This window comes from Pseudoalteromonas sp. Ps84H-4, from assembly GCF_024124645.1.
Taxonomy (GTDB): Bacteria; Pseudomonadota; Gammaproteobacteria; order Enterobacterales; family Alteromonadaceae; genus Pseudoalteromonas; species Pseudoalteromonas lipolytica_C.
In genome coordinates this window covers 140,977-166,648 of the sequence record NZ_JAMXSK010000001.1, presented here as the reverse complement: position 1 = coordinate 166,648, position 25,672 = coordinate 140,977, and the positions used below count along the sequence as shown (strand labels likewise).

General features: G+C 42.6%; 22 protein-coding genes. 17 read left to right on the top strand and 5 right to left on the bottom strand.

The window, feature by feature from the left end:
* Positions 1-24: 24 nt before the first annotated feature.
* The 8 genes from pspB to NH454_RS00710 all read left to right on the top strand — a co-directional run bounded on the left by pspB (position 25) and on the right by NH454_RS00710 (position 6,546).
* Entirely contained in the window at positions 25-258 is a 234-nt protein-coding gene (pspB, locus tag NH454_RS00745; RefSeq protein ID WP_036969793.1) for an envelope stress response membrane protein PspB, read from the top strand.
* Positions 255-656 carry an envelope stress response membrane protein PspC gene (gene pspC / locus NH454_RS00740; protein WP_253038048.1) on the top strand — a complete coding sequence of 134 codons (402 nt, stop codon included), beginning with the start codon at positions 255-257 and terminating at the stop codon, positions 654-656. Before pspB ends, pspC begins: the two co-directional genes overlap by 4 nt.
* A 62-nt stretch (positions 657-718) precedes the next feature.
* A complete protein-coding gene (locus NH454_RS00735; protein ID WP_253038046.1) occupies positions 719-2,131 on the top strand; it encodes a YcjX family protein in 1,413 nt (470 codons plus the stop codon).
* On the top strand, positions 2,128-3,162 hold the full coding sequence (locus tag NH454_RS00730; protein WP_253038044.1) for a TIGR01620 family protein: 1,035 nt from the start codon (positions 2,128-2,130) through the stop codon (positions 3,160-3,162). The genes NH454_RS00735 and NH454_RS00730 overlap by 4 nt, the downstream gene beginning before the upstream one ends.
* Positions 3,163-3,296: 134 nt before the next feature.
* Complete coding sequence (megL, locus tag NH454_RS00725; protein WP_135923999.1) at positions 3,297-4,478, top strand: methionine gamma-lyase; 1,182 nt, start codon at positions 3,297-3,299, stop codon at positions 4,476-4,478.
* Positions 4,479-4,704: 226 nt separating this feature from the next.
* Complete coding sequence (gene phhA / locus NH454_RS00720; protein WP_253038042.1) at positions 4,705-5,502, top strand: phenylalanine 4-monooxygenase; 798 nt, start codon at positions 4,705-4,707, stop codon at positions 5,500-5,502.
* 9 nt (positions 5,503-5,511) lie between these two features.
* Entirely contained in the window at positions 5,512-5,856 is a 345-nt protein-coding gene (locus NH454_RS00715) for a 4a-hydroxytetrahydrobiopterin dehydratase (RefSeq protein WP_036969771.1), read from the top strand.
* A 120-nt stretch (positions 5,857-5,976) separates the two neighbouring features.
* Complete coding sequence (locus tag NH454_RS00710) at positions 5,977-6,546, top strand: hypothetical protein (RefSeq protein WP_253038040.1); 570 nt, start codon at positions 5,977-5,979, stop codon at positions 6,544-6,546.
* Positions 6,547-6,643: 97 nt separating this feature from the next.
* Here NH454_RS00710 and NH454_RS00705 read toward each other — a convergent pair whose 3' ends face one another.
* From NH454_RS00705 to map, 5 genes are all read right to left on the bottom strand, one after another.
* Positions 6,644-7,720: an efflux RND transporter periplasmic adaptor subunit gene (locus NH454_RS00705; RefSeq protein ID WP_253038135.1), complete on the bottom strand. Its 1,077-nt coding sequence runs from the start codon at positions 7,718-7,720 to the stop codon at positions 6,644-6,646.
* Positions 7,721-7,731: 11 nt separating this feature from the next.
* Complete coding sequence (locus tag NH454_RS00700) at positions 7,732-10,842, bottom strand: efflux RND transporter permease subunit (protein WP_253038038.1); 3,111 nt, start codon at positions 10,840-10,842, stop codon at positions 7,732-7,734.
* A gap of 247 nt (positions 10,843-11,089) precedes the next feature.
* Positions 11,090-11,917: a 2,3,4,5-tetrahydropyridine-2,6-dicarboxylate N-succinyltransferase gene (dapD, locus tag NH454_RS00695; protein ID WP_063706839.1), complete on the bottom strand. Its 828-nt coding sequence runs from the start codon at positions 11,915-11,917 to the stop codon at positions 11,090-11,092.
* 9 nt (positions 11,918-11,926) lie between these two features.
* Entirely contained in the window at positions 11,927-14,545 is a 2,619-nt protein-coding gene (gene glnD / locus NH454_RS00690) for a [protein-PII] uridylyltransferase (protein ID WP_135924003.1), read from the bottom strand.
* A 12-nt stretch (positions 14,546-14,557) separates the two neighbouring features.
* Entirely contained in the window at positions 14,558-15,367 is an 810-nt protein-coding gene (gene map, locus NH454_RS00685; RefSeq protein WP_268833789.1) for a type I methionyl aminopeptidase, read from the bottom strand.
* A 246-nt stretch (positions 15,368-15,613) separates the two neighbouring features.
* Here map and rpsB point away from each other — a divergent pair, with 246 nt between their 5' ends.
* From rpsB to bamA, 9 genes are all read left to right on the top strand, one after another.
* Positions 15,614-16,342, top strand: coding sequence for a 30S ribosomal protein S2 (gene rpsB / locus NH454_RS00680; RefSeq protein WP_054562046.1), 729 nt, complete (start codon positions 15,614-15,616; stop codon positions 16,340-16,342).
* 103 nt (positions 16,343-16,445) lie between these two features.
* Positions 16,446-17,297, top strand: a complete 852-nt coding sequence (gene tsf / locus NH454_RS00675) for a translation elongation factor Ts (RefSeq protein WP_135924005.1) — start codon at positions 16,446-16,448, stop codon at positions 17,295-17,297.
* Between the two features lie 151 nt (positions 17,298-17,448).
* A complete protein-coding gene (pyrH, locus tag NH454_RS00670; RefSeq protein WP_135924006.1) occupies positions 17,449-18,198 on the top strand; it encodes a UMP kinase in 750 nt (249 codons plus the stop codon).
* Between the two features lie 14 nt (positions 18,199-18,212).
* Positions 18,213-18,770 (top strand): ribosome recycling factor, encoded by a 558-nt coding sequence (frr, locus tag NH454_RS00665; RefSeq protein ID WP_135924007.1) that lies wholly within the window; start codon positions 18,213-18,215, stop codon positions 18,768-18,770.
* Between the two features lie 105 nt (positions 18,771-18,875).
* Entirely contained in the window at positions 18,876-19,655 is a 780-nt protein-coding gene (locus tag NH454_RS00660; protein WP_135924008.1) for an isoprenyl transferase, read from the top strand.
* A 22-nt stretch (positions 19,656-19,677) separates the two neighbouring features.
* Entirely contained in the window at positions 19,678-20,544 is an 867-nt protein-coding gene (locus NH454_RS00655; protein ID WP_253038036.1) for a phosphatidate cytidylyltransferase, read from the top strand.
* On the top strand, positions 20,541-21,740 hold the full coding sequence (ispC, locus tag NH454_RS00650; protein ID WP_235382022.1) for a 1-deoxy-D-xylulose-5-phosphate reductoisomerase: 1,200 nt from the start codon (positions 20,541-20,543) through the stop codon (positions 21,738-21,740). Before NH454_RS00655 ends, ispC begins: the two co-directional genes overlap by 4 nt.
* Position 21,741: 1 nt before the next feature.
* The gene (gene rseP / locus NH454_RS00645) at positions 21,742-23,094 is read left to right on the top strand and encodes a sigma E protease regulator RseP (RefSeq protein WP_135924011.1); all 1,353 of its coding nucleotides are present in this window, start codon (positions 21,742-21,744) and stop codon (positions 23,092-23,094) included.
* A 106-nt stretch (positions 23,095-23,200) separates the two neighbouring features.
* The gene (gene bamA, locus NH454_RS00640) at positions 23,201-25,672 is read left to right on the top strand and encodes an outer membrane protein assembly factor BamA (protein ID WP_199525885.1); all 2,472 of its coding nucleotides are present in this window, start codon (positions 23,201-23,203) and stop codon (positions 25,670-25,672) included.

The window sequence follows — 25,672 nt, the reverse complement described above, 5'->3', positions numbered from 1 at the left end:
ATGACGGATTGACAGGAGAGTAGCATGTTTGATGCAGAAGTTTTGATGGCACCCATTATCGTTTTTATGGTGGTTGTTGCCCCACTTTGGTTAATTTTACATTACCGTAGTAAAAAGCAAGTTAGCCAAGGTTTAAGTGAACATGAGCACCGCCAATTGTTAGAGCTTGCACAAAAAGCAGACAAAATGGCAGAGCGTGTTGAAACCTTAGAAGCCTTATTAGACCAAGAGGCTCCACAGTGGAGACGTAAAGTATGAGTACCAAACGCGAATTATTTAGAGACCCTGAGCGTGGCAAAATAGCAGGTGTATGCGCAGGTATCAGCGATTACTTTAACATGGAGCTTTGGCTGGTACGTATTTTAGTGGTGACAGCAGTGCTATTATCAGGCGGCCCGTTTATTGTTGTTGCTTATATCGCAGCGTGGTTTATTTTAGATAAAAAACCAATTGAAAAAACAGTGAAAAGCGCAGATAGCATTCACCAAGACCCGCTTGAAGTAAAATTTAAAGTATGGCAAAAAGGGGAACCACCTCGCCGTGCATTGCAAGACTTAAAAGATCGTCTTGCTCGAGTTGATGGTCGTTTACAAGAGATGGAACGCTATGTCACATCAACAGAATTTACGGTTAGCCGTGAAATCAACAAACTTTAAAGGATATAAACGCACCTTGTTTGCATCGTGATACCAAGCGCAAATAAGGTGCCAGACACTTTATGAGCCAATCATTTGCAAAGAACACCTTTAATTCGTTAAAAAATAAAGCGGAAAAAGCCCTTCATCGTAGTTTAGACCAACACGTGAAGTTAGCCGTCACGGGGTTAAGTGGCAGTGGCAAAACCGCGTTTATTACCGCCTTAGTTAAACACCTAACAAGTCAAGCTGACGAAAAAAACTTACCTTTTTTTGATGTGATGCGCGAAAAGCGTCATATCGCTACAAAAATTGTGCCGCAGCAAGCACTGACAATACCCACATTTGAATATAACAATGCATTATCGGCGTTGTTACCTGTTGAAGGTGAGCCAACATGGCCTGCCTCTACCGAGCGTATCAATACGCTACGTTTGGCAATTAAGTACCAAAGTAACTCGGGGCTGCGTGGTCACTTCGCACCGCAATCAACACTTTATTTAGACATTATTGATTACCCAGGTGAATGGCTACTTGATTTACCAATGCTAGAGCAATCATTTGCTGATTGGTGTGAATCACAATACTCACTGTTGCAGCAAACAGCCCGTAACGAAAAGGCTAAGCCATTTTTAACAGCCCTTGCTGAACTTGATTTATCAGCCAGTGTTGATGAAAGTAAACTTGCTGATGTTGCTGCGCTCTATCAGCAGCTATTGCTCGACCTTAAAAAAGACACCAAACTTGCCATGTTACAACCTGGTCGCATGCTGATGCCCGGTGAGCTAAAAGGCGCGCCGTTATTACAGTTTTTTCCGGTTGCGAATGTGCCTGACGATGTAACCGAAGGGTCAAATCTAGCGCATCTTAAAAAGCGCTATAAGGCCTATGTAAAAGAGGTTGTAAAACCTTTTTACGAGCAGCATTTTCGTCATTTTGACCGACAAATTGTGCTGGTGGATGTGCTCAGTGCCTTGAATGAAGGTAGCGAAACGCTGCATGAGCAAAGTCGTGTTATTAACCAGTTGCTGACGCACTTTAATTATGGTGAAGCAAGCTTCTTTAAACGTTTGTTTAAACCAAACATCGACAAGCTACTGTTTGCGGCCAATAAGTCAGATCATATTAGTGCTCAGTATCACAAAGATTTAGCGCTATTGCTTGATTCAATCGTGCATGACCAAACGAATCACTTAAAGTTCGAAGGCGTGCAAATCGAAACCATGGCAATGTCATCTATCTGCGCTACAGAGCCGCGCCAAGTGGCTGAAAAAGGCCAGCAGTTAGCCTGTATTTATGGCAAACCTTTGGGCGAGCAAGAATGGCTAACGTATTTACCGCCGCAGCCACCATCACGCCTTCTCAACAAACAAGAGTGGCCAAAACAAGGCTTTGAGTTCTTATCGTTTTCGCCACTGCCATGCCCTGATAAACGGTTAAAGCATATTCGTTTAGATCATGTCATGCAGTACCTGATAGGAGACAAACTAACATGAGTGAGCAACCAAAGGAGATGAACTTTCAGGCTGGTCGCCGTATTTCAAGCTCTGCAAGTAATGAGGCTACAGCAGAGGAGTTAACTGTTGCTAAAGTGATAGAAAACGCCGAATTTATCGATACTGAAGAAGATCAGCAAGATAGCATTGAGCTTGAGCCTGTGTATAAAAAGTCGAAATGGCAAACCCTAAAAGGGGTGTTTATTTTTAGCTTTTTAGCGTTAGTGTTACTTGAATTTGCGATGTCATTGTTTGTGACGTTTCAGCAATCAATTATTTTAGGCTCGGTGTATTTAACGGCAGTTCTTAGTGGTGTACTACTAATTGCTCGTGTTATTTGGCGCGAGTACCGCATGCTAAGAAGTTTAAAGCGTAATCAATTGCATCGTACCGAGGCCGACCGTTTACTCAATAGCGAGCAAGTAGGTGAAGCACTGCCGTGGCTAGAAAAGCTTAATAAACATCAGGAGCTTACAGGGTTTGAAGAGTTTAAGCAGCAAATAGCGAGTCACCATACCGATAAAGAAATCATGACCTTATACGCCGATAGTTTATTGGTAAGCCAAGATCAGCAAGCGAAAAAACTGATTAACCGTTTTGCCACTGAGTCTGGCTTATTGGTGGCGCTAAGCCCGCTGGCTTTAGTCGATATGATGGCCGTGCTATGGCGTGGCACTAAGCTCATTGAGCAAATTGGCCGTATTTACGGTATTGGTTTTGGTTATGCAAGCCGTATTAAATTGTATCGCTTATTAGTGAAACAGGTGCTGTTTGTTGGTAGTGCAGAGTTAGTCTCAGATTTAGCAGCGACGGCACTAAGCGCTGAATTACTGGGGAAATTGTCGGGCCGTGCAGCGCAAGGGCTAAGTGCAGGTATTTTTACTGCGCGTATAGGGTATAAAGCGATGGAACTTAGCCGCCCGTTACCTCGTTTAGAGCATAAGCGCAGTTTGCTGAAAGAAACCGCCAATAGTATTGCCCGTAAAATTGCCTCACGCACGGGTGACAAAGAGACCGAAAATACAAAATGACAACTTTTGTGTACAGTTAATAAAAACAGCTGAGTGATATTTAGCCATCTGAGCATCCGGCATGCTTGTGCATTGTGGGTATCTACGTTTTATTTATGAGTATGAAGTACTGATAATAAAAACGAGAACACACAATGACTAAGCATCACTTACATACACAATGTATTCATGGTCCAGAAAAACCAAACGATCCTCACGGCGCACTGAGTGCGCCACTTTACCAAACCTCTACCTTCTCCTTTGCTAATGCCGCCCAAGGTGCAGCCCGATTTGCCGGTGAAGAGCAGGGCTTTATTTATACCCGTTTAGGTAACCCAACAACGCAAGAGCTAGAACAAAAAGTGGCTCAGTTAGAAAACTGTGAAGCGGCGGCTGCCACAGCGACCGGTATGGGAGCCGTGTCTGCGTCTGTGCTTAGCTTTTTACAACAAGGTGACCACCTAGTCGCATCAAGTGCGTTATACGGTTGTACTTTTGCATTTTTTGCTCACATGTTGCCGCGCTTTGGTATCGAAGTCACTTTCGTTGATATGACCAATGAAGCTGAACTTCGCGGTGCGGTTAAAGCCAATTCAAAAATGATTTTTGCAGAAACGCCAATTAATCCGACCATGGCGGTGCTTGATCTAAGTTTAATTGCTGATGTTGCCAAGCAGCATCAATTGATAAGCGTTATCGACAATACCTTCTTAACGCCTCTGCTACAGCAACCGACCTCGTTTGGTATTGATATTGTGGTGCATAGCGCAACTAAATACCTAAATGGCCATGGTGATGTGGTAGCTGGGCTTGTGTGTGGCACAGAGGAGCATATCAACCTAATCAAAATGACGGTGCTAAAAGATATTGGTGCAACGATTAGCCCTCATGATGCATGGTTAATTAATCGCGGTTTAAAAACCCTTGCTGTGCGCATGGAGCGTCACTGTGCGAGTGCCCAAATAGTTGCTGAATATTTAGAGCAACACCCGCTAGTAAGCCAAGTTTATTATCCAGGACTTAAATCACATCCGGGTCATAAATTTATTGGCTCGCAGATGAAAGCGGCTGGAGGTGTTATTGCCTTTGAAATTAAAGGCAGCCTAGAAGATGGCGAAACATTCATAAATAACACCCAGCTTTGCACTCTGGCGGTCAGTTTAGGGGATGCTGAAACCCTCATTCAACATCCTGCATCGATGACACATTCGCCTTATACACCAGAAGAAAGAGCAGCAGCTGGGATAAGTGATGGTCTAATTCGACTATCAGTTGGTCTAGAGGATGTTAACGACATTATTAACGATCTTAAAACTGCATTTACATTCATTGGTTAGCTTGTAATTTTAAGTTTACGGTTTTGCTTGCCTTAATACCTTTAAAAACGGGGTGTGTAAACTTTTAGATCCTTTGGTGTAATTTAATCTTTACGTTAGGGCTGTTTCTGCAAACCTTAGAAACAGCCAAAACTATTAAAATTTAGCTTACTTTTACATAGTATCGTCTTAACAAGTTAATGAGATTCTGATCAATGCTGATCAAGATTTAACGAAGAAGGTTATTATGGCTAAAGCAAGTAATTACACCTCCAAGCAACCTGATGAAAATGGGGTTATCCATTGGAGCGAAGAAGAAAATAAAATATGGTCTGAGCTAGTTGCTCGCCAACTCGCTTGCATAGAAGGTAAAGCCTGTGATGAATATTTAGCAGGTCTTAAGAAAATTAATTTACCAACAGATCGTATTCCACAACTTAGTGAACTCAACGCAGTGCTACTCGAAACAACGGGCTGGCAAGTCGCGCCTGTTCCAGCACTGATTGATTTTGATGAGTTCTTTCGATTATTAGCAAACAAGCAGTTCCCTGTTGCGACCTTTATTCGCAGTCGTGAAGAGTTTGACTATTTACAAGAGCCAGATATCTTCCACGAGATTTTTGGCCATTGTGCCATGCTTACCAACCCAGCATTTGCTGAGTTTACGCACAAATATGGTCAGTTAGGTTATGCCGCTGAAAAGAAAGATCGTGTTTATTTAGCGCGCCTGTACTGGTTTACTGTAGAGTTTGGTTTAATGCAAACCGAACAGGGTCTGCGAATTTATGGTGGTGGTATTTTATCAAGCCCAGGCGAAACACAATACGTGTACTCAGATAAGCCTGAAATCAATGCGATGAATGTGCTAGATGTATTACGTACACCTTATCGTATTGATATTATGCAGCCTGTGTACTACACCATAAACTCAATCAATGACTTATTTGATATTTCACAAATGGATATCATGTCGCTGGTGAGTAAAGCAAAAGAATTAGGGCTACATGAGCCAAAGTTTCCTCCTAAAGAAAAATTAGCAAGTTAAGGATTTATAATGTCTTCATTAAGCACACAAAAGTGTGAAGCGTGTCGTGCGGATGCGCCTAAAGTATCTGATGCTGAATTAGCAGAATTGATCAAAATGATCCCAGACTGGGTTCCTGAAGTGCGCGACGGCATTATGCAATTAGAGCGTGTTTACAAGTTTAAAAACTTCAAACAAGCACTTGAGTTCACTAATAAAGTGGGCGATATGGCTGAAGAAGAAGGTCACCACCCAGGTCTGTTAACCGAGTGGGGCAAAGTAACTGTTACTTGGTGGAGCCACTCTATCAAAGGGTTACACAAAAATGATTTTATCTGTGCTGCTAAAACAGACGATGTATTCGCTGCACTATAATTTTTAAGTTCTGCCCAGAACGATAAAAGGCGTAACCTCAGGTTGCGCCTTTTTGCTTTTTTAGAGCCCAAGAATTAACATTAGGCACTTATCTATGCAAGAACACTAGAAAAGTAAAGAATGAAAAACAAAGCGCTTATTCTGCCATTCCTACTCATTTTACTGCCCTTAATTGATAGTTTGTTTATCCCGCAAACATTTGGCATTCAATGGCGCAGCCCTAAGCTGATGTATCAAGCAGGCGTGGCGCTGATGATTATAAAGCTCACTATGGTTGCCATTGGGCTTTGGTTATTACTCAAAGCAAAGCGCCTTTATATGGAAGCCAGTAAATCGACCCGTATTCTCAAATTTTCAGTATTTTTACTCGGCGGCTTACAAGTGGTGATAATGACAGCAATATGCTTTTGGTATTTAGTAGCGGGCACGCAAGCGAAACACTTTATGCTGCAAGACAACATTGCTGTATTTACCGCTGATTATAGCGTATTTGCCCCGGTACATCATGAGTTTTCATTTATATGCTTTGATGCCAATGGTTTTTACCACCTGCAACCAATTGCCCAGCTACCTTGGCTCGGAACCTTTACGTTTACTAGCCAAGATTCACGTTTAATCATTCAACATAAAAACCAAAGCGGCGCGAATACTCAAGAAATTTCATTAAAAGGGGTTGGTTGTTTGCAATAAAGTGAAGAGGTGTTGGTATTCATCTTTGAAATAGTTATAACTGCCAGCTCACGACATATTCATTTGCTGGCAGTCTATTACTTACATAGCTAACTAGTTATTGCTTTACCTGAACTTCGACTTCTTGCCCGGTTTGTAGTTGCTCGGCGCCGCGTACTGCCACTTTATCGCCCGCATTTAAAGCGATGTTTGAAGTCGGGGTGACTTCAACCAGTTTATCTTTGCCATTACCGACTTTTACGGGAATTTGCAGGGCTTTGTTGTCGTTGTCGATTTTGACGATATGGGTGCCTTTTTTGCGTAAGATCAGTGCATCGCGATTCACCAGTAGTACATCCCCTTTGCTTTTTAGTGGCACGGCTACATCAACAAGTTGGCCAATTGCCCATGTTTGCTCGGCATCATTTGCTAGTAAGGCACGTACTTCTACGGTTTGTGAACGCGGATCGGTTGATGGGATCACCGCTGTTACAGTGGCTGTTGTCATATCAGGGGCTGATAAGTCGCCGGCTTGAATCGGTAACTCTATGCCTTTGTGCAAAAACTTTAAGTATTTAACAGGCACGTACAAACGCACTTCTAAGTTATTAATATCGAGCAGGGTGACCAGTTCATCAGCACGATTTATTTCGCGACCAGCGCGTTTAAAACGCTCGCTGATCACGCCATCAAATGGGGCGCGAACGGTTGCACGCGAAAGCTGATCGTCTATTACTTTTAATTCAACCTTAGCCAGTGAGATATCAGATAACGCAAGGTCATGCTTATTTTGCATATCATCGACTTGGCTTGCTGCGGCACTGCTAGCTTTGGCGAGTTTTTGTAAACGAGCAAGTTCTTGTTGATATAAACGTAAGTTTATTTTGGCGCGGTTGAGCATTTCTTGCTGGCGTGCTTTTTCAAGTTCTAGCGGCAAAGTATCCATACGTACTAGGGTATCGCCACTTTTAACCAGAGTACCTGGCTCAACAACATATAATAAACGGCCGCTAACGCCTGCTGTTAGGATTACATCATCTTTGCCATACAAAGTGCCGCTGACTTCAATTTCGCTTGTCAGTGGAGCTTGTGTGACGGTTTCTACTGTAACTGGTACGACTGCAAAGGCGTTAAATGCGATAAGACTTAATAGCGCACAAAAGCGAGCGGTTAATTTACGAAAAGGTGTGTTCATTGTTTTAATACTCATTGATTCGATACCAAGCTTAAAGGCGTTTTTTCTGGTTGCTGTTTGTTATTAGCGGGCGGCAGTTGTCTGCCAAGTTGCAATAAACTTGGCATTAATATCAGGGTGAATAGGGCGCTAATAGCCATGCCGCCGACAATCACAGTGGCAAGACCACGGTAAATTTCTGATCCTACCCCCGGCATTAGCATCAGTGGCAGCATGCCAAATAAGCTGGTTAAGGTACTTAAGTAAACGGGTCTTGCGCGCAGTAGTACTGCTTGGCGAACAGCGTCTTCTCGGCTGAGCCCAGCAGCCATCGCAACACGGGTTTGGTCAACCAATAAAATGGCATTATTTACCACCAGACCCAGCAAGATAATAAAGCCAATCATGGTCAGTAAGTCGAGCGATTGGAAGGTAAATAAGTTAAGCACAAATAGGGCTAGTACACCGCCTGCAATTGCCAATGGCATGACGAGTAAAACTAACGCGCTGTCTTTGGCTGACTTAAACAATGCGGTCATTAGCAAGAATAAAATAAACAGAGCCAAGATAAAGTTGATTGTCATTTCTTGCATGGCCGAATTCATCTTTTGTGCGTTACCCGCCAAAATCGCGCCAGAGCTGTCGGGTAAGCTTGCACGAACTTTTGGCATAACTTGCTCTGAGAGAATGGTTTGCGCTTGTTGCAAGCTCATGTCTGCTGGTGGCGTGACAACAATACTTACGGTACGGCGGCCATTAACACGTCTAAGCTGGGTTGGCCCTACGGTGCGTTCAATATTGGCAAGCTCGCCTAAGGTTTGAATACCTGATTGTGGGGTCACAATGGGAAGGGCTTTAAGCTCCTCTGGGGTTTGCCACGGAATACCGCGCAAAATCACGTTCATGCGTTCGTTGCCATCAAAGTATTCATTAACAAATAACCCACCTGTATAGGCTTGCACTGCTTGAGATACATCACGGCGAGTTAGCCCTGCTTGGGTTATACGACGGTCGTTGGGTGTGAGCCTAAGTTCTGGCTCTGCCATATCGAGTCGTGGTTGTGGCCTTGCTGTAGCATTTGGCATTGCTTCTGTAACTGCTTGCAGCGCAACATTAGCACCGGCTATTAGCTCGTCCATATTCGGGCCAGTTAAATCTATATTGATATTGCGACCATCACCGCCATTAGCAACTTGGATCATCGACCCTCTGAAGAAGAATACTTGGGTGTCGGGTAAATCAATGAAGATCTCTTCTCGGGCTACCTTCATTAATTCTTCAACACGTTGTGGATCAGCAGAATATATAAAGCCGCCAGCATTTGCGCCAAACGCATAAAAGTTAAAATCTTTTATCCCCGGCTCTTTTTCACCTGTGTAATAAGGCATTAAGCGCTTTTTAATACGCATCAGCAGCTCTTCTTCCATAAACTGTACATTGCCGCCAGGTGGGGTATTTAAGTTAAAGAAAAAGCCATCGGTTGGTGCTCGCGGCATAAAATCAGTTTTCGGGAGCATGGTCATGGTGGCGACGAGTGAGCCACCCAATAACGACACTATCCATACTATTTGTTTAATCCGGGTATTGGTAAGCGCCATAATAAAGTTAGTCAGCTTATGCCAATATTCACGGTAAGGATCCGCTTTTAGCTGTTTGTCTGGCCAAAAGTGGTTAGCCAACGGAATTAGTGTAATTGCGCAAATCATCGAGGCAATAACAGCAATAGATAAGGTGAGCGCCAAGTCAGAGAATAACTGCCCCTCAATACCTGCCATAAATAAAATTGGCAAGAAGATAGCAACGCTGGTGGTGGTTGAAGCAAATAAAGCGCCAGTTACTTGGGCTGCGCCTTTTAGCGCGGCTTTTTTACTATCAAAGCCTTCGCTTCTGAGCCTTGCGATGTTTTCTTGCACTATGATGGCGGCATCAAGTACTAAGCCAACGGCAAAGGCAAGGCCCGCCAATGAAATAACATTTAAGCTACGGTCAAAAATATTCAATGTTAAAAACGCCACTAACAAAGAGACAGGAATTGTCGCTGCAATCACAAATGTGGCCTTTAAGCCTCTAAAGAACAGCCATAAGATTAAACACGACAGCAGAACACCCAAGCCTAAGTTACTTTTTACCAACGATAAGGCATTACGAATATGCACAGAGGCATCAAAACTTAATTCAATCGCTAAGCCATTTTCAGCCAGTGGCCCTTCGTTTAGTTCTTTAATAGCAAGGTTTATTTCGTCGAGTAGGGCAACGGTATTGGCTTCGTTGGCGCGCGAAATACGAATGTAATACGCGGGTTTACCATTTCGACCACTCATGCCCAAACGGTCAGAAAAAGTGCGCTCTACACTTGCGATATCGCCAAGGTAAATAGGTCTATCGCCTGAATAACCAACGCGCATTTGTGCCATGCTCGATAAATCATATTGCCCAGTAAAGCGTACGGTATATTGACGACGGCCAACATTGGCAAGACCACCGGAAGTATCGCGTGAGCTGGCTAATACATTACTGATTTGGTCAAGGCTGACGCCAAGTGCAGCGGCTTTGTGAGGGTCAAAGGTGATACGTAATTCTTTTGGTCGTTCACTGGCTAAATCAACGCGAGCAACACCAGGAATACGTGCCAAACGGGGCTCAACAAATTCATCGATTTGTTTTTGGAACTGCGCCATGTCTAAATCAAGGCTGTCGCTATTAAAATCTTTCGGTGTGACTAATAAAGTTGCTGCGGCTTCACCATTATTACCGCCAGCAAATACCACAGGATCAAATGCATCTAACGGCAGGGGCGGCGCTTGGTTAAGGCTAGTTAATACATCAAGCATCGCCTGTTGCATGTTTTGCCCAACAGCAAAAGTTAACGTGATAGAGCCATTGCCACGATTAATGTAAGTATTAACCTCTAGCGCACCCGGGGTGTTTTTTACCGCGTTCTCGAGCGGTTCAATGATCACTGATTCAATCTCTTCAGGTGCAGCTTGGCGCCAGCCAGAGAAAATAGTGATCTGCGGTTGCTCAATATCTGGTGTGAGCTGAATTGGCAACTTAAAAATACTTAACATGCCAAACAACATAATCAACACCAAGATGACAATAACACTCGCAGGGTTCTTCAGCGAACTACGTGTCAGGTTCATTGTGTGTGTTCCAAAATCAGTTTGTGTGCATTGTAGTGCGATGTAAAAAAAGTGCCAGTGAGGTAAATGAAATGTATGTCAGGAGTAACGCTGAATAGCCGTAATTAAGCGATAAAATGTGTATTTGAAATAAGATGTAACAATTTAACAGGGAGCTTTAAGTCTTAAGCGCTCAGTTTTAAGTAAAAAAGCGCGAAACTAATTAGTATCGCGCTTCTTGAATTTTTAAACTTACAGCTCAGTTTTGTTATTCATCAATCGAGCGAAGTAGGGCATTAATACCTACTTTTTCGCGAGTTTGCTGGTCAACTTTTTTCACGATGATAGCAGCGTATAGGCTGTGCGAACCATCTTTTGACGGTAAAGAACCTGGAACAACAACTGCACCGGCTGGTACTCGTCCGTAATGAGTTTCGCCTGTTTCACGGTCATAGATGCGCGTGCTTTGGCTGATGTAAACACCCATTGAAATAACCGCACCTTCTTCTACCACAACGCCTTCAACAATTTCAGAGCGTGCACCGATAAAACAGTTATCTTCGATAATCGTTGGGTTTGCTTGCAGTGGCTCAAGTACACCACCAATGCCTACACCGCCCGACAAGTGAACGTTTTTACCAATTTGTGCACACGAGCCAACCGTTGCCCATGTATCAACCATCGTACCTTCATCAACGTAGGCACCAATGTTGACATAAGATGGCATCAGTACCACGTTTTTACCTACAAAGCTGCCTTTGCGCGCAACTGCATTAGGCACAACACGCATACCGCCTTGTTGGAATTGCTCTGGTGTGTAGTCGCTAAATTTAAGTGGTACTTTGTCGTAAAACTGATTAACACCATCGCTCATAGGTTGGTTATCACGAATACGGAAAGACAGTAGCACCGCTTTTTTCAACCATTGATGTACAACCCACTCACCACTGATTTTTTCAGCAACACGGGCAGCGCCGCTATCAAGTAATTCAAGCGCATCGATAATGGCTTGCTTTACTTCACTTGATACCGTGCTTGGGCTGATGCTATCGCGGTTGTCCCAGGCGTTTTCGATCATGGTTTTTAAATCTGACATAAGATCCTCTTATTCGGTTTCTGCGTTGAGTTTTTTACGCAATGCTTGATGAATTTTAGCCTGTTCTTCGTCTGTTAATGCTTGGTACTCGTTATTTGATACCACGAAGAAATCTTCTGCACGTTCACCAACAGTGGTGATCCGCGCGGCATGAATATGTAATAAGTGTGCTTGAAATACTTCAGCAATTTTCGTTAATAGACCCGGAATATCCACCGCTTGGATTTCAATTAAGCTGCGATCTTTACGAGCATGCGGTCTAAGCACAATTTTTGGTTTGATATTAAAGTCTTTAAAGCGCTGTGAGCGGTTCTTTTTGATGCGAATTTTCTTTTTCGGATCGCTAATCGCAAGCTCTAATGCACGCTTAATGCCTTGCGCACGGCTACTTGCAATCGGGTCACCATTAACTTCTAAAATAACAAAGCTAAAAATCACATAGCCATCTTTAGTCGTTAACACCTGGGCATGTTGGATTTGCGCTTTTTTCGAACCAATTACACTCACCAAGCGTGCAAATAAACCCCCTGAGTATGGGCTGTAAGCGAATACTTGCGTCCCCCCGTGCATTGCGGTGTCAGAAACAGTGACACTTGGTAGGCTTAAATCTTCACAATTTAATAAGTGCTCTGTTTGCCACGAAATTTGTTGCTCACTAAAGGCGGTAAAATAATTCGCTTTAAAGCGGCTCCAAATTAAGTCGATTTGGTCTTCATTGCAGCCGTGATTCAATAAGCGCTGCTTGGCTTGCTGTTTTTTATCACGAATCTGGTCGCGCTGATCCATTGGGTTTTCAAGACCTAAACGCAGTGCTCGCTGGGTATGTAAATACAGCTCACGTAGTAGGGTGTTTTTCCAATCGTTCCATAGATTATCGTTAGTGGCACGAATATCGGCCAAGGTTAAGCAATATAAATAATCTAGCTGGCGCTCATTTTTTACTTTGCTTGCAAAGTCTTTAATTACGTCTGGGTCATTAATATCTTTACGCTGTGCAGTGACCGACATAAGTAAGTGATTAGCCACTAACCATGAAATAAGCTTGCCGTCTGATGATGGGAAACGGTGCAATTTAGCAAACGCAATCGCATCAACCGAGCCTAGTTCAGAGTGGTCGCCGCCACGGCCTTTGGCGATATCATGGAATATACCCGCTAAATAAAGTAACTCAGGTTTGTCCATGCGGGTGACGATTTCACTACAAAGTGGAAACTCGCTGACTTTTGACTTATCAAAATATTTATAAATATTGTTGATTAGTTTGTGGGTGTGCTCATCTACGGTATAGGCGTGGAATAAATCAAATTGCATTTGCCCAAAGATATTACGCCACTGCGGTAAATAGGCCGCGATAATGCCGTGCTTGTGCATTAAGGTAAATGCGCGACCCATACCATTTGGGTGTTTAATTAAGCGTAAAAATGCTTCACGGCAAGCGGCGTAATCTTGTAAATCACCGAGTAACCGGCGACGTACTTGACGCATTGTGCGTATAGTACTTGGGTAGATATGGGTAATTTCAGGGTTATCAGCAATATGCTCGAACAACACAAATAGCTGATCTCGGCGGAAAAATACCGACGGGTTTTTTACGCGAATTTGATGGCCAATACGTTCAAAGTTACGGTCAAGCTCAACCACTGGTAACTCACCGGCACCCGGTAAAATACTTTGCTCGAAGTATGAAAGTAGCATTTGGTTGAGTTCACGCACGCGGCTCATAATACGGAATAAGCGCTTCATCATGCGCTCAACTGAGGCCTTACCTTCACTACCAAAGCCAAGAATTTCTGCTGCGTGAGGTTGGTGGTCGAACAGTAAACGGTTTTCAGATCGCCCCGCAGCGATGTGCAGCGCAAAACGAATGTTCCAAAGGTTTTCTAAACATTCAGAAAGCTCTTGGTATTCTTCGTGAGTAAGATAGCCGTGATTTATTAGTTCTTGTAATGTTTCGGCTCTAAAGTGCTTTTTAGCTACCCAAATAATGGTCTGTAAATCGCGCAGGCCACCTGGGTTTTCTTTGATGTTTGGTTCAAGATTATAAGCCGTACCATGACATTTTTTATGGCGTAAACTTTGTTCTTGTACTTTTGCCAAAAAGAATTCGTCTGAGCGCCAAATTGGTGTATCAATCAAATGATTTTTGAGTTTTTCAAATTCAATGTGATTACCAAAAATTAATCGGCTTTCGAGCAAGCTGGTGGCAAATGTCACATCTTCGCGTTTTTGTTCTAATGCTTGTTCTATTGTACGAACGCTGTGACCAATTTCTAAATTAAGATCCCAAAGCATGGTGACGAACTGGCCAATTTTCTCGCATACGGCTTCACTGGGCTGTTCACTAACCAGCAGCATAAAGTCGATATCGGAGTAGGGATGTAGTTCGCCACGACCATATCCACCCACAGCGATAAGTGCTAAGTCACTTTCGTGAGCAAGGTCGTAATCATGAAACAGTTTAATTAATAAGCGGTCGATAAACTCAGCACGGGCATTAATTAAGTTGCTAACGGGTTGTTTTGAGAATTCGTTCTGTAGCCATTTATAAAAATAACTAGAACAGTCGCGATAATCGCTAAGTTGCTCAGCTTGGCTGAGCAACTTTTTTACTTTATTGGGTAATGCCACAGGGGCTGGCTCCTAGTGTTCGATGATCCTGTCGATAGTATCATCTGATCGGAGCGTTAAAATTTCAACACCATTTTCAGTCACTAGTAGTGTGTGTTCCCACTGTGCAGACAAAGAACGGTCTTTTGTTACAACTGTCCAGTTGTCTTTTAGTAATTTACACTGACGTTTACCGGCATTGACCATTGGCTCGATTGTTAAGCACATACCAGCTTTCAATACTTCGCCAGTACCTGCTTTTCCATAGTGCATTACTTGTGGCTCTTCGTGGAACTCAGCACCAATACCGTGACCACAGTATTCGCGAACAATTGAATAGTTAAAGCTTTCAGCGTACTTTTGAATTGCAGCACCGATATCACCTAAGCGCACGCCAGGTTTAACCATTTTAATAGCAAGGTATAGGCTTTCTTGCGTGATATCCGCAAGGCGCTTACCTTGAATATTAGGTGTACCTACATGGAACATCTTAGAAGTATCACCGTGATAACCATCTTTGATCACAGTAACGTCAATATTTACGCTATCACCTTCTTTGAGCGGTTTGTCATTCGGAATACCGTGACAAATTACATGGTTCACTGAGGTGCAAATTGATTTTGGGAAACCGTGATAATTAAGCGGTGCTGGAATAGCATCTTGAACATTAACAATATAATCATGACAAATTGTATTTAGTTCATCTGTGGTTACACCTGGCACCACATGCGGTTCTATCATTTCAAGTACCTCGGCGGCTAAGCGCCCGGCAACACGCATTTTTTCGATTTCTTCAGGGGTCTTGATCACAGCACTCATTGAGGCTCCAAAGTTGTTTTTCAGGTCAGTTTTTAGTGCACAAATTTTGCACTAGACGTTGAGTTTTCAATTTTAATATGGTATAAAGCGCGCCGTCTTTTTACAAATAAATTCTTAACTGATTTTTTGTATTTAAGACAAACACAATTTTATTTTAACACACACACGTATCGTCACATACACTTGGGTGCACTTAAGTTACAAATTAACTACGGTGTTGGTGCTATGGGATATGTGGAGGCCTAACCCTAAATTATAGAGGATTATAAAATGGCAAACGTTTCAATGCGCGATATGCTTCAAGCTGGTGTTCACTTTGGTCACCAGGCACGTTACTGGAACCCTAAGATGAAGCCTTTCATCTTCGGCGCTCGTAACCGTGTTCATATCATCAACCTAGAGCAAACTGTACCAATGTTCAACGAAGCACTTAAGTTCTTATCGAACGCAGCTTCTAACAAAGGTAAAGTACTTTTCGTTGGTACTAAGCGCGCAGCAAGCGAAGCAGTTAAAGAAGCAGCTATTCAAAGCGAGCAGTTCTACGTAAACCACCGTTGGTTAGGTGGTATGTTGACTAACTGGAAAACAGTTCGTCAATCAATCAAGCGTCTTAAAGACCTTGAAGCGCAGAGCCAAGACGGTACTTTCGAGAAGTTAACTAAGAAAGAAGCGTTAATGCTTACTCGTGAAATGGAAAAGCTTGAAAAGAGCCTTGGTGGTATCAAAGATATGGGCGGTCTTCCTGACGCACTTTTCGTTATCGATGCAGACCACGAGCACATCGCTATCCGTGAAGCTAACAACCTAGGTATTCCAGTTGTTGCTATCGTTGATACTAACTCTAACCCAGACGGTGTTGATTACATCGTACCTGGTAACGACGATGCGATCCGTGCTATTCAACTTTACACTGGCGCTGTATCAGCTGCGATCACTGAAGGTCGTGAGAACAACATCGTTGCTCAAGCTGAAAAAGACGACTTCGTAGAAGCTGAATAATTAGCTGTCATCAAGTCTTCATCTAATAAAGGTGAAGACTTGTTATTCTTGTCAAGCGGCCCATACCGCTTCCCTATAACAGAATTCAATTGAGGATATTCTAATGGCTGTAACTGCTGCCCTAGTTAAAGAATTACGCGAGCGTACTGGCGCTGGCATGATGGATTGTAAAAAAGCGTTAACTGAAACTAACGGTGACATCGAGTTAGCGATTGAAAACATGCGTAAGAGCGGTGCTGCAAAGGCTGCTAAAAAAGCAGGTAACATCGCTGCTGAAGGTACAATCTTAATCAAAGAAGGTAACGGTTTCGCTGCGCTTCTTGAAGTTAACTGTCAAACTGACTTCGTTGCTAAAGATTCAAACTTCCTTGGCTTCGCTAATGAAGTATTAGACGCTGCTGCAGAATCTAAAGCAGACATCGATGCACTTAAAGCACAGTTCGAAGAAACGCGTGTTGCACTAGTTGCTAAAATCGGTGAAAACATCAATGTTCGTCGCGTTGAGTACATCGACGGTGACAAACTTTCTTCTTACCGCCACGGCGACCGTATCGGTGTTGTTGTAGTTGGTGAAGCTGACGAAGAAACACTTAAGCAAGTTGCTATGCACGTAGCTGCGTCTAAGCCTGAGTTCGTAAACCCAGAAGACGTACCAGCTGACGTTGTTGAAAAAGAAAAAGCAGTTCAAATCGACATCGCGATGAACGAAGGCAAGCCTGCTGAAATCGCTGAGAAAATGGTTGTTGGTCGTATGAAGAAATTCACTGGTGAGATCTCTCTTACTGGTCAAGCTTTCATCATGGAACCTAAGAAAACTGTTGGCGAAATTCTTAAAGAGAAAGGCGCAACTGTTACTAACTTCATCCGTTTAGAAGTTGGTGAAGGTATCGAGCGTAAAGAAGAAGACTTCGCTGCTGAAGTAGCTGCTCAAATCGCTGCTGCAAAAGGCGAGTAATTTTCTAACTTAGTGACGTAGGACAATTAGATGAAATTAATCTGTTATTAGCTTTTGCGTCACTGATGAAAATTCTTTAAAATAACCGCGTTTTATGTGTAACCATAGCGCGGTTATTTTTTATCTCATTATTAAGGCTGGCCCAAATATTATGACTATCAATCGTAAACCTATTTTTAGACGTGTTCTTCTTAAACTTAGCGGTGAAGCATTAATGGGAGACGAAGGCTTCGGCATCGACCCGAAAGTACTTGACCGTATGGCTCAAGAAATTAAAGAACTTGTAGAGCTCGACGTAGAAGTAGGTTTAGTTATCGGTGGCGGTAACTTCTTGCGTGGTGGTTCATTAGCAGAAGCAGGTATGAACCGCGTAGTGGGCGACCACATGGGTATGCTTGCTACGGTAATGAATGGTTTGGCAATGCGTGATGCCCTGCATCGTGCATTTGTAAATTGTCGCTTAATGTCTGCCATTCCATTAAATGGCGTGTGTGATGCTTACAACTGGGCAGAAGCTATCAGCTTATTAAAGTCTGGTCGTGTTGTTATCTTTTCTGCAGGCACAGGTAACCCATTCTTTACCACTGATTCTGCAGCGTGTTTACGCGGTATTGAAATTGAAGCTGATACCGTAATTAAAGCGACAAAAGTTGATGGTGTTTATTCAGATGACCCAGTGAAAAACCCAGACGCGACATTATATCGCCACTTAAGCTACAATGAGATCATTGATAAAGAACTAAAGGTTATGGACTTAGCGGCATTCACGCTTGCCCGTGATCATAATATGCCTTTAAGTGTATTTAACATGAATAAATCAGGCGCGCTTAAGCGTGTAATTATGGGCGAAGATGAAGGAACGCTTATCTCTTCACAAGCCTCGGATGAAATTAATAAATAGATTAGGATTGAACCGTGATTAACGATATCAAAAAAGATGCGTCAGAACGTATGCAAAAAAGTGTTGCGGCACTAGGCAGTCAATTATCTAAAATTCGCACAGGCCGTGCTCACCCTGCATTACTTGACGGTATTCAAGTGTCTTACTACGGTGCTGACACGCCACTAAACCAAGTAGCTAATGTAACAATTGAAGACTCGCGTACACTTGCAATCAGCGTGTTCGACAAGTCATTAGCGCAAGCGGTAGAAAAAGCAATAATGGCATCAGATTTAGGTTTAAACCCTATGTCTGCTGGTACTGTGATCCGTGTTCCACTTCCTCCACTTACTGAAGAGCGTCGTAAAGACCTTATCAAAATTGTACGTGGTGAAGTTGAAGGCGGCCGTGTTGCTGTTCGTAACATTCGTCGTGACGCAAATGGCGACATTAAGAGCTTATTGAAAGACAAAGAAATTTCTGAAGATGAAGCGCGTCAAGCAGAAGACGAAATCCAAAAGCTTACAGATAAGTTCATCAAAGAGATGGATACACAATTAACAGCGAAAGAAGCTGAATTGATGGAAATCTAAAAGCTCTTGTTTTTCTTTTCGGGATGAATCCTGAAAGGCAAGCAGGTCATTGCAAATTTATTAGTTTTGAAACGCCGGCTGGGGTATACTAGACGGCGTTTTTTTATGGAATACTCGATATTTATGGTTCTTAACGCTGATAAAATTTCCCAGCAAAGTTTGCCTAAGCATGTCGCTATAATCATGGATGGTAACGGTCGTTGGGCTCAAGCGAAAAATCGCCCACGTGTTTATGGGCATAAAAAAGGCGTTGATGCGGTTCGTCAATCAGTGCAATTTTGTACTCGCTTAGGTATACAGTCGTTAACACTATTCGCATTTAGTAGCGAAAATTGGCGACGCCCAGAGGACGAAGTAAATACGCTCATGGAGCTATTTTTATTCGTGTTGGGCAAAGAAGTTAAAAAGCTTCATAAAAATAATGTAAAGCTCAATATAATTGGTGATTTATCACGCTTTTCTGAGAATTTGCGTAATAAAGTTGATGCAGCACACGAGTTAACCCGTAATAATACGGGCTTGCAATTAAACGTTGCTGCTAATTATGGTGGCCGTTGGGATATTACCAATGCCGCAACCATGCTTGCAAAAAAAGTCGCAGCCGGTGAAATGGCCGCTGAAGAGATTACCGAAGAGCTCATGAGTGAACACATGAGCATGGCAGATCAAGTTGAGCTTGATTTAATGATCCGCACAGGTGGTGATTTGCGCATTAGTAACTTTCTTTTATGGCAAGCAGCTTACGCTGAGCTTTACTTTACCGATACGCTTTGGCCAGACTTTAATGAAGCTGCTTTTGCCGATGCTATCGCATGTTACGTTGCCAGAGAGCGACGATTTGGTTGTACAGGCGAACAAATAAAACAATTACTCGCCGAGACCTAATTACTAGTTGAAGGTACACACATTGCTAAAACAACGAATTTTAACCTCGCTCGTGTTGGCACCACTTGCACTTGTATTGGTATTTTATACCCCATTAACTCTATTTAGTTATATCGCCGCCGGTATCGTATTACTCGGTGCATGGGAATGGTCTGCGTTTATGGGGCTATGCGATAAAGTTAAACGTTTTGGATTTGTCGCTGCAACAGCGGTGTTTCTTGCATTATTAAATTGGCATTGGCCGATTGACTCGCTTTGGCAAAATGGTCAACTAGTAGGTGATGCAAACTATCTATTCACGCTATCGTTAGCTTGGTGGATTGTAGCTACTTACTTAGTTTGGCGTTATCCCGCTATGGCAAAAGCGTGGAATGAAGGCATTGTGATGCGTGCCATTGCCGGATTTTTAACACTCGTACCACTTTGGTTAGCTTTAAATACCCTGCGTAGCGCAGGCTATGGCGAATCAACCCATTTCGGCTCTATGCTTATTCTTGTGGTTTTAGGCATTGTTTGGAGCGCAGACATCGGTGCATATTTTACTGGTAAAAACTTAGGCAAACACAAACTAATGCCAAAAGTGAGCCCAAATAAGACCATTGAAGGCCTACTTGGTGGCGTGGTGGCCTCAGTTATTTTTGTTTTAGTATTTTGTCATTACAGCAATGTTGATATGGCTGTGTGGCCAATTTATGCGATTATGACAGCATTTATTGCGCTGTTTTCAGCGGTAGGCGATTTATTAGAAAGTATGTTTAAACGTGAAGTTGGCTTGAAAGACAGCGGTTCATGTTTACCAGGTCATGGTGGTATTCTAGACCGCATCGATAGCTTAACAGCTGCTGCACCTATTTTTGTACTTTGTTACGCATGGACATTGAGTTTATGAGCAAAGTAGAACAACTCGTCGTATTAGGCGCAACTGGTTCAATCGGTTTAAGCACCTTAGATGTTGTTGCTCGTAACCCAGAGCGCTTTGCTGTTTTTGCCTTAGCTGCTGGTAAAAATGCCGAGAAAATGGCTGAACTATGTATTGCACATCAACCTAAGTTTGCCGTAATGGCAGATCAACACGCCGCGGCTGCGCTGTCTAACTTACTTGCCAGTAGCTCTTGTAAAACAGAGATTCTTGCAGGTACAAGTGCTATGAGCGAGCTTGCTGCTCATACTGATGTTGACACTGTTATGTCGGCTATTGTCGGTGCAGCAGGCTTGTTACCTACTTTAAGCGCCGTTGAGGCGGGCAAAAAAGTATTGCTTGCTAATAAAGAGTCTCTAGTTATGTCGGGGCAGCTGTTTATTGATAAAGTAAAACAGCATGGTGCTACTTTATTGCCTATCGACAGTGAACATAATGCTATTTTTCAATGTATGCCTGCGGCTTTACAAAACGGGTCGGGTTTACTGGCCGATAATGGCGTTAGCAAAATTTTATTAACAGGGTCTGGTGGGCCATTTTTAACTCGCGATGTCGCAACATTATCAGCTGTGACCGTGACTGAAGCTGTGGCGCACCCTAATTGGTCGATGGGCCAAAAAATATCTGTTGATTCAGCAACCATGATGAATAAAGGCCTTGAATTTATTGAGGCTAAGTGGTTATTTAATTGCCAAGCAAGCGATATTGAAGTGGTGATACACCCGCAAAGTATTATTCACTCTATGGTGCAATATCAAGATGGCTCAGTGCTTGCGCAAATGGGTAATCCAGATATGCGCACTCCTATAGCTCACGCTTTAGCATTTCCTGAGCGCGTTGATGCTGGGGTTAAACCTCTCGACTTTGCACAGATTGCAGACTTTACTTTCACTAAGCCAGATTATGCACGATATCCAAATTTAAAACTTGCGATTGAAGCATGCGAAATGGGGCAGGGTGCAACAACCACTGTCAACGCTGCAAATGAAGTTGCAGTTGCTGCATTTTTAGCTGGCCAGATTAAGTTTACAGATATCTTTCGTATTAACTCACAAACCCTAGCAGCAACACAGGATGTTAATGTGCATACATTAGACGAGATCCTGGCTTGTGATGAAGCTGCTCGCATTAAAGCCACTGAGTTTGTTAGAAGAGGCATTAATTAGCATGTTTGATTTTTTTTGGAATCTGGGTTCATTTATTCTTGCCTTAGGCATTTTAGTGACAGTGCATGAATATGGTCACTTTTGGGTTGCACGTAAGGCAGGTGTCAAAGTACTGCGTTTTTCAATTGGCTTTGGTAAGCCGTTGATCAAGTGGTATGACAAACAGCAAACAGAATATGTGATAGCGGCAATCCCACTAGGTGGTTATGTCAAAATGCTTGATGAGCGTGTTGACGAAGTACCGCCAGAACAGCGTCATTTATCATTTAATGCCAAATCAGTAAAAGCACGTATAGCGATAGTTGCAGCCGGACCAATGGCGAACTTTTTATTTGCTATTTTTGCTTTAGCTGTCATGTACATGGTGGGCGTTCAGTCATTAAAACCTGTGGTTGGGGAAGTGACTCAAGGAAGCCGTGCTGCAGCTGCTAATATTGAGCCGAACCAACAAATTATTAAAATCGGTGAAGACGATATCAGCACTTGGCAAGATGCCACCTTCTCATTGATGAGCCGTTTAGGCGAGCAAAGCGTTGTTGTTACGCTTCGTGACCAAAACTATCAAAAGCATGTGCGTACCCTTAACTTAGATGGCTGGAAATTAGATCAGCAAGATGTACCACCACTAACATCGATTGGTATAGTACCTTTTCGACCTAACGCCTTACTGCAGGTAGCGATGATCAGTAAAGGGTCAGCTGCAGAACAGGCAGGATTACAGGTAAATGATAAAATTATTGCCGTAAATGGTGAAAATATCAGCACTTGGAACGAGTTAGTTTCACTAATTCAGCAATCACCTAACAAATCCTTACAAATTAGTGTACAAAGACAAGATAGTATTAAAGAGCTTATTGTTACACCTAAAGGCCAAATCAATGATTCAGGTGTTGAACAAGGTTTCTTAGGTGTGTCTCCAGTGGTTGAGCCATGGCCAGAAAATTATATTGAAACTAGACATTATGGCCCTGTCGATAGTATTGTGCTGGGCATACAAGAAACATGGCGTTTAATCACACTAAGTTTCGACATGATTGGTAATTTAATTACCGGTCAGGTGTCGGTTAAAAATTTAAGTGGCCCTGTAGGCATTGCAGTCGGTGCGGGAACTAGCGTAAGCTATGGTTTGGTTGCTTTTTTAAGCTTCTTAGCATTAATAAGTGTAAACCTAGGTGTATTTAACTTATTACCGTTGCCAGTGCTTGATGGTGGGCACTTAATGTATTACATAATTGAACTTTTTCGCAAAAAGCCGGTCTCTGAAAAGACGCAAGAATTTGGTTTTAAAGTGGGTGCGTTGCTGCTCCTGTTTTTAACATGTTTCGCTTTGTTCAATGATGTATCGCGTTTATAACAAATGAGCGAAAAATTCCAATTTGAACACGATTGTAAAACACCGCAAAAGTTTAACTTACAAGGTGTTGAGCGGTAATACAGTTGTAAAGGATAAAGATAATAAAATGGCTATAAAAAAACATTTGGCAGTTTCAAGTTTATTAGGTGCAAGCTTTGCAGCCCTAGGCCAAAACTCCTTTATTGTAGATGATTTAAAAGTTGAAGGTTTACAACGTGTTGCTCTAGGTGCAGCGCTAACGCATATTCCAATCAACGTGGGCGATAATATTGATGAGTATACAATTTCAAGAACCATAAAGGCTCTCTATCGTTCAGGTCACTTTGATAATATTAAAGCATTACGCGATGGCAACAGTGTTATTTTCCGCGTAACAGAGCGCCCAACGATCAGCATGATCGAATTTGATGGTAATAAAGACATCAAAGATGAGCAGTTAAATGAGTCGCTCGATCAGCAAGATATTCGTACGGGTGAGCCACTTGATAAAACTGTTCTTGATAATATAGAAAAAGGTTTAGTTGAGTTTTTCCATAGTATCGGTAAGTACAATGCTAAAGTGGATGTAACTATCACTAAGCTGCCACGTAACCGTGTGAAGCTATTGTTTAAATTTGATGAAGGCGATGCCGCTTCTATTCGTCAAATTAACCTCGTTGGTAACGAATTATTCTCTGATGAAGAGCTACTTAAATTAGCTGAGTCACAACAAGATTTGCCGTGGTGGAAGTTCATGTCGAGCGACCGCTATCAAAAGCAAACCATTGAAGGCGACTTAGAAAAAATTCGTAGTTACTATTTAGACCGTGGTTACCTTCGTTTTAATATCGATTCAACCCAAGTTTCAGTTAGTCCTGAACGTGACTCAGTTTACGTAACAGCTAATATCACTGAAGGTGTAAAGTACACCGTAAAAGGGTTTGATTTTATTGGTGACTTGCTTGGTCGCGAAGAGTTAATCAAAAGTGTTATCCCGCTGAAAACGGGTGAGCTTTATAATGGCTCGGTGGTTACGTCTTCTGAAGAATTCATTAAAAGCTATTTAGCGCGTTTTGGTTATGCCAACGCTGAAGTACGCACAATCCCAGAGATTGATGACGAGAAAAAAGAAGTTCAATTAACCTTGTCAGTTAACCCAGGTAAGCGCGTCTATGTTCGTCGTATTATCGTAGGTGGTAACCAAAATACCTCTGATGAAGTAGTACGCCGTGAAATGACCCAGCTTGAAGGTGCGTGGTTATCAAATCAAAGCTTAGAGCGCTCTAAACTACAAATTCAACGTTTACCTTACATGGAAAGTGTTGATTTTAATGTTGTGCCAGTACCGGGAGTTGATGACCAAGTAGATGTCGATTTTACTGTTAAAGAACAATCAGCTGGTAGCTTTAACGCTGGCCTTGCTTATGGTTCTTACTTAGGTCTGCAATTTAATATCGGTGTTAGTGAATCAAATTTCTTAGGTACCGGTAACCAAATTGGTTTTAATATTAATACCTCACGTGGTTCTGAACGCATCAGTGTTTCTTATACAGACCCTTACTTTACGCCAGATGGTGTATCGCAAGGGAGTAGTATCTTCTACAGCAACTATGATGCAAGTAAATTCAGTCTAATCGACTATAAATCAAAGAGCTATGGTATTGGTACCAATATTGGCTTCCCAATCGATGCTGTTAACCGTATCAATTTTGGTGTTCGTTGGATCCAAGAAGAGTTATCTGACATTGCTGAATACGAGCAAACTCGTGTAATGCGTGAAACTTTCTTAGACCCAGAAAACCCTGATGCAGGTTTTGACTTTACTAAGTATGAGCTTAGTGCAGGTTGGTCGCGTGTTACCGTAAACCGTGGTTTATTCCCAACGGCTGGTTCGCGTCAATCACTTAACTTAACAGCGACAACGCCGAACTCTGATTTACAGTACTTTAAGATAAATTATGATTCGCGTTTCTACTGGCCAATTAGTAATGATCACCGTTGGGTATTCTCAACACGTGCAGCACTTGGTTATGGTAATGGTTATGGAACAACTAATGGTTATGACCAAACATTGCCGTTCCAGGAGTTCTTCAGAATTACCGAAATGGAATTACGTGGCTTCGATCGAAATACGATTCTACCACGTGCTGTTTCTCGTGTTCCGCAAAGTATTCCTGGTACACCATTACCTGATGGTACTACAACAGGTAGCATTGGTGGTGCATCAGAGTTTGACGAGTTATACACAGCAGGCCGAATTGGTGGTAACGCCAAAGCGGTAGCAGGGATGGAGCTAATCGTTCCAACACCTTTCTTAGATGAAGAAAACACCAGCTCTGTACGTACTAGCTTCTTCGTAGATGCAGCAAACGTATGGGACACAGAGTTTAACATTGACCGTTATCAAAACCTGTCGACCGATCAACGCGCAAAATTGGATGATTATTCAGATCCAATGCGCTTTAGGGTTTCAACGGGTCTTTCATTACAATGGATCTCTCCAATGGGTCCAATGCTGATTAGTTTTGCGTATCCATTGCAAAAAGAAGAAGATGACGATACGAAGACCATCAGCTTTAATATTAGTAATACATTCTAA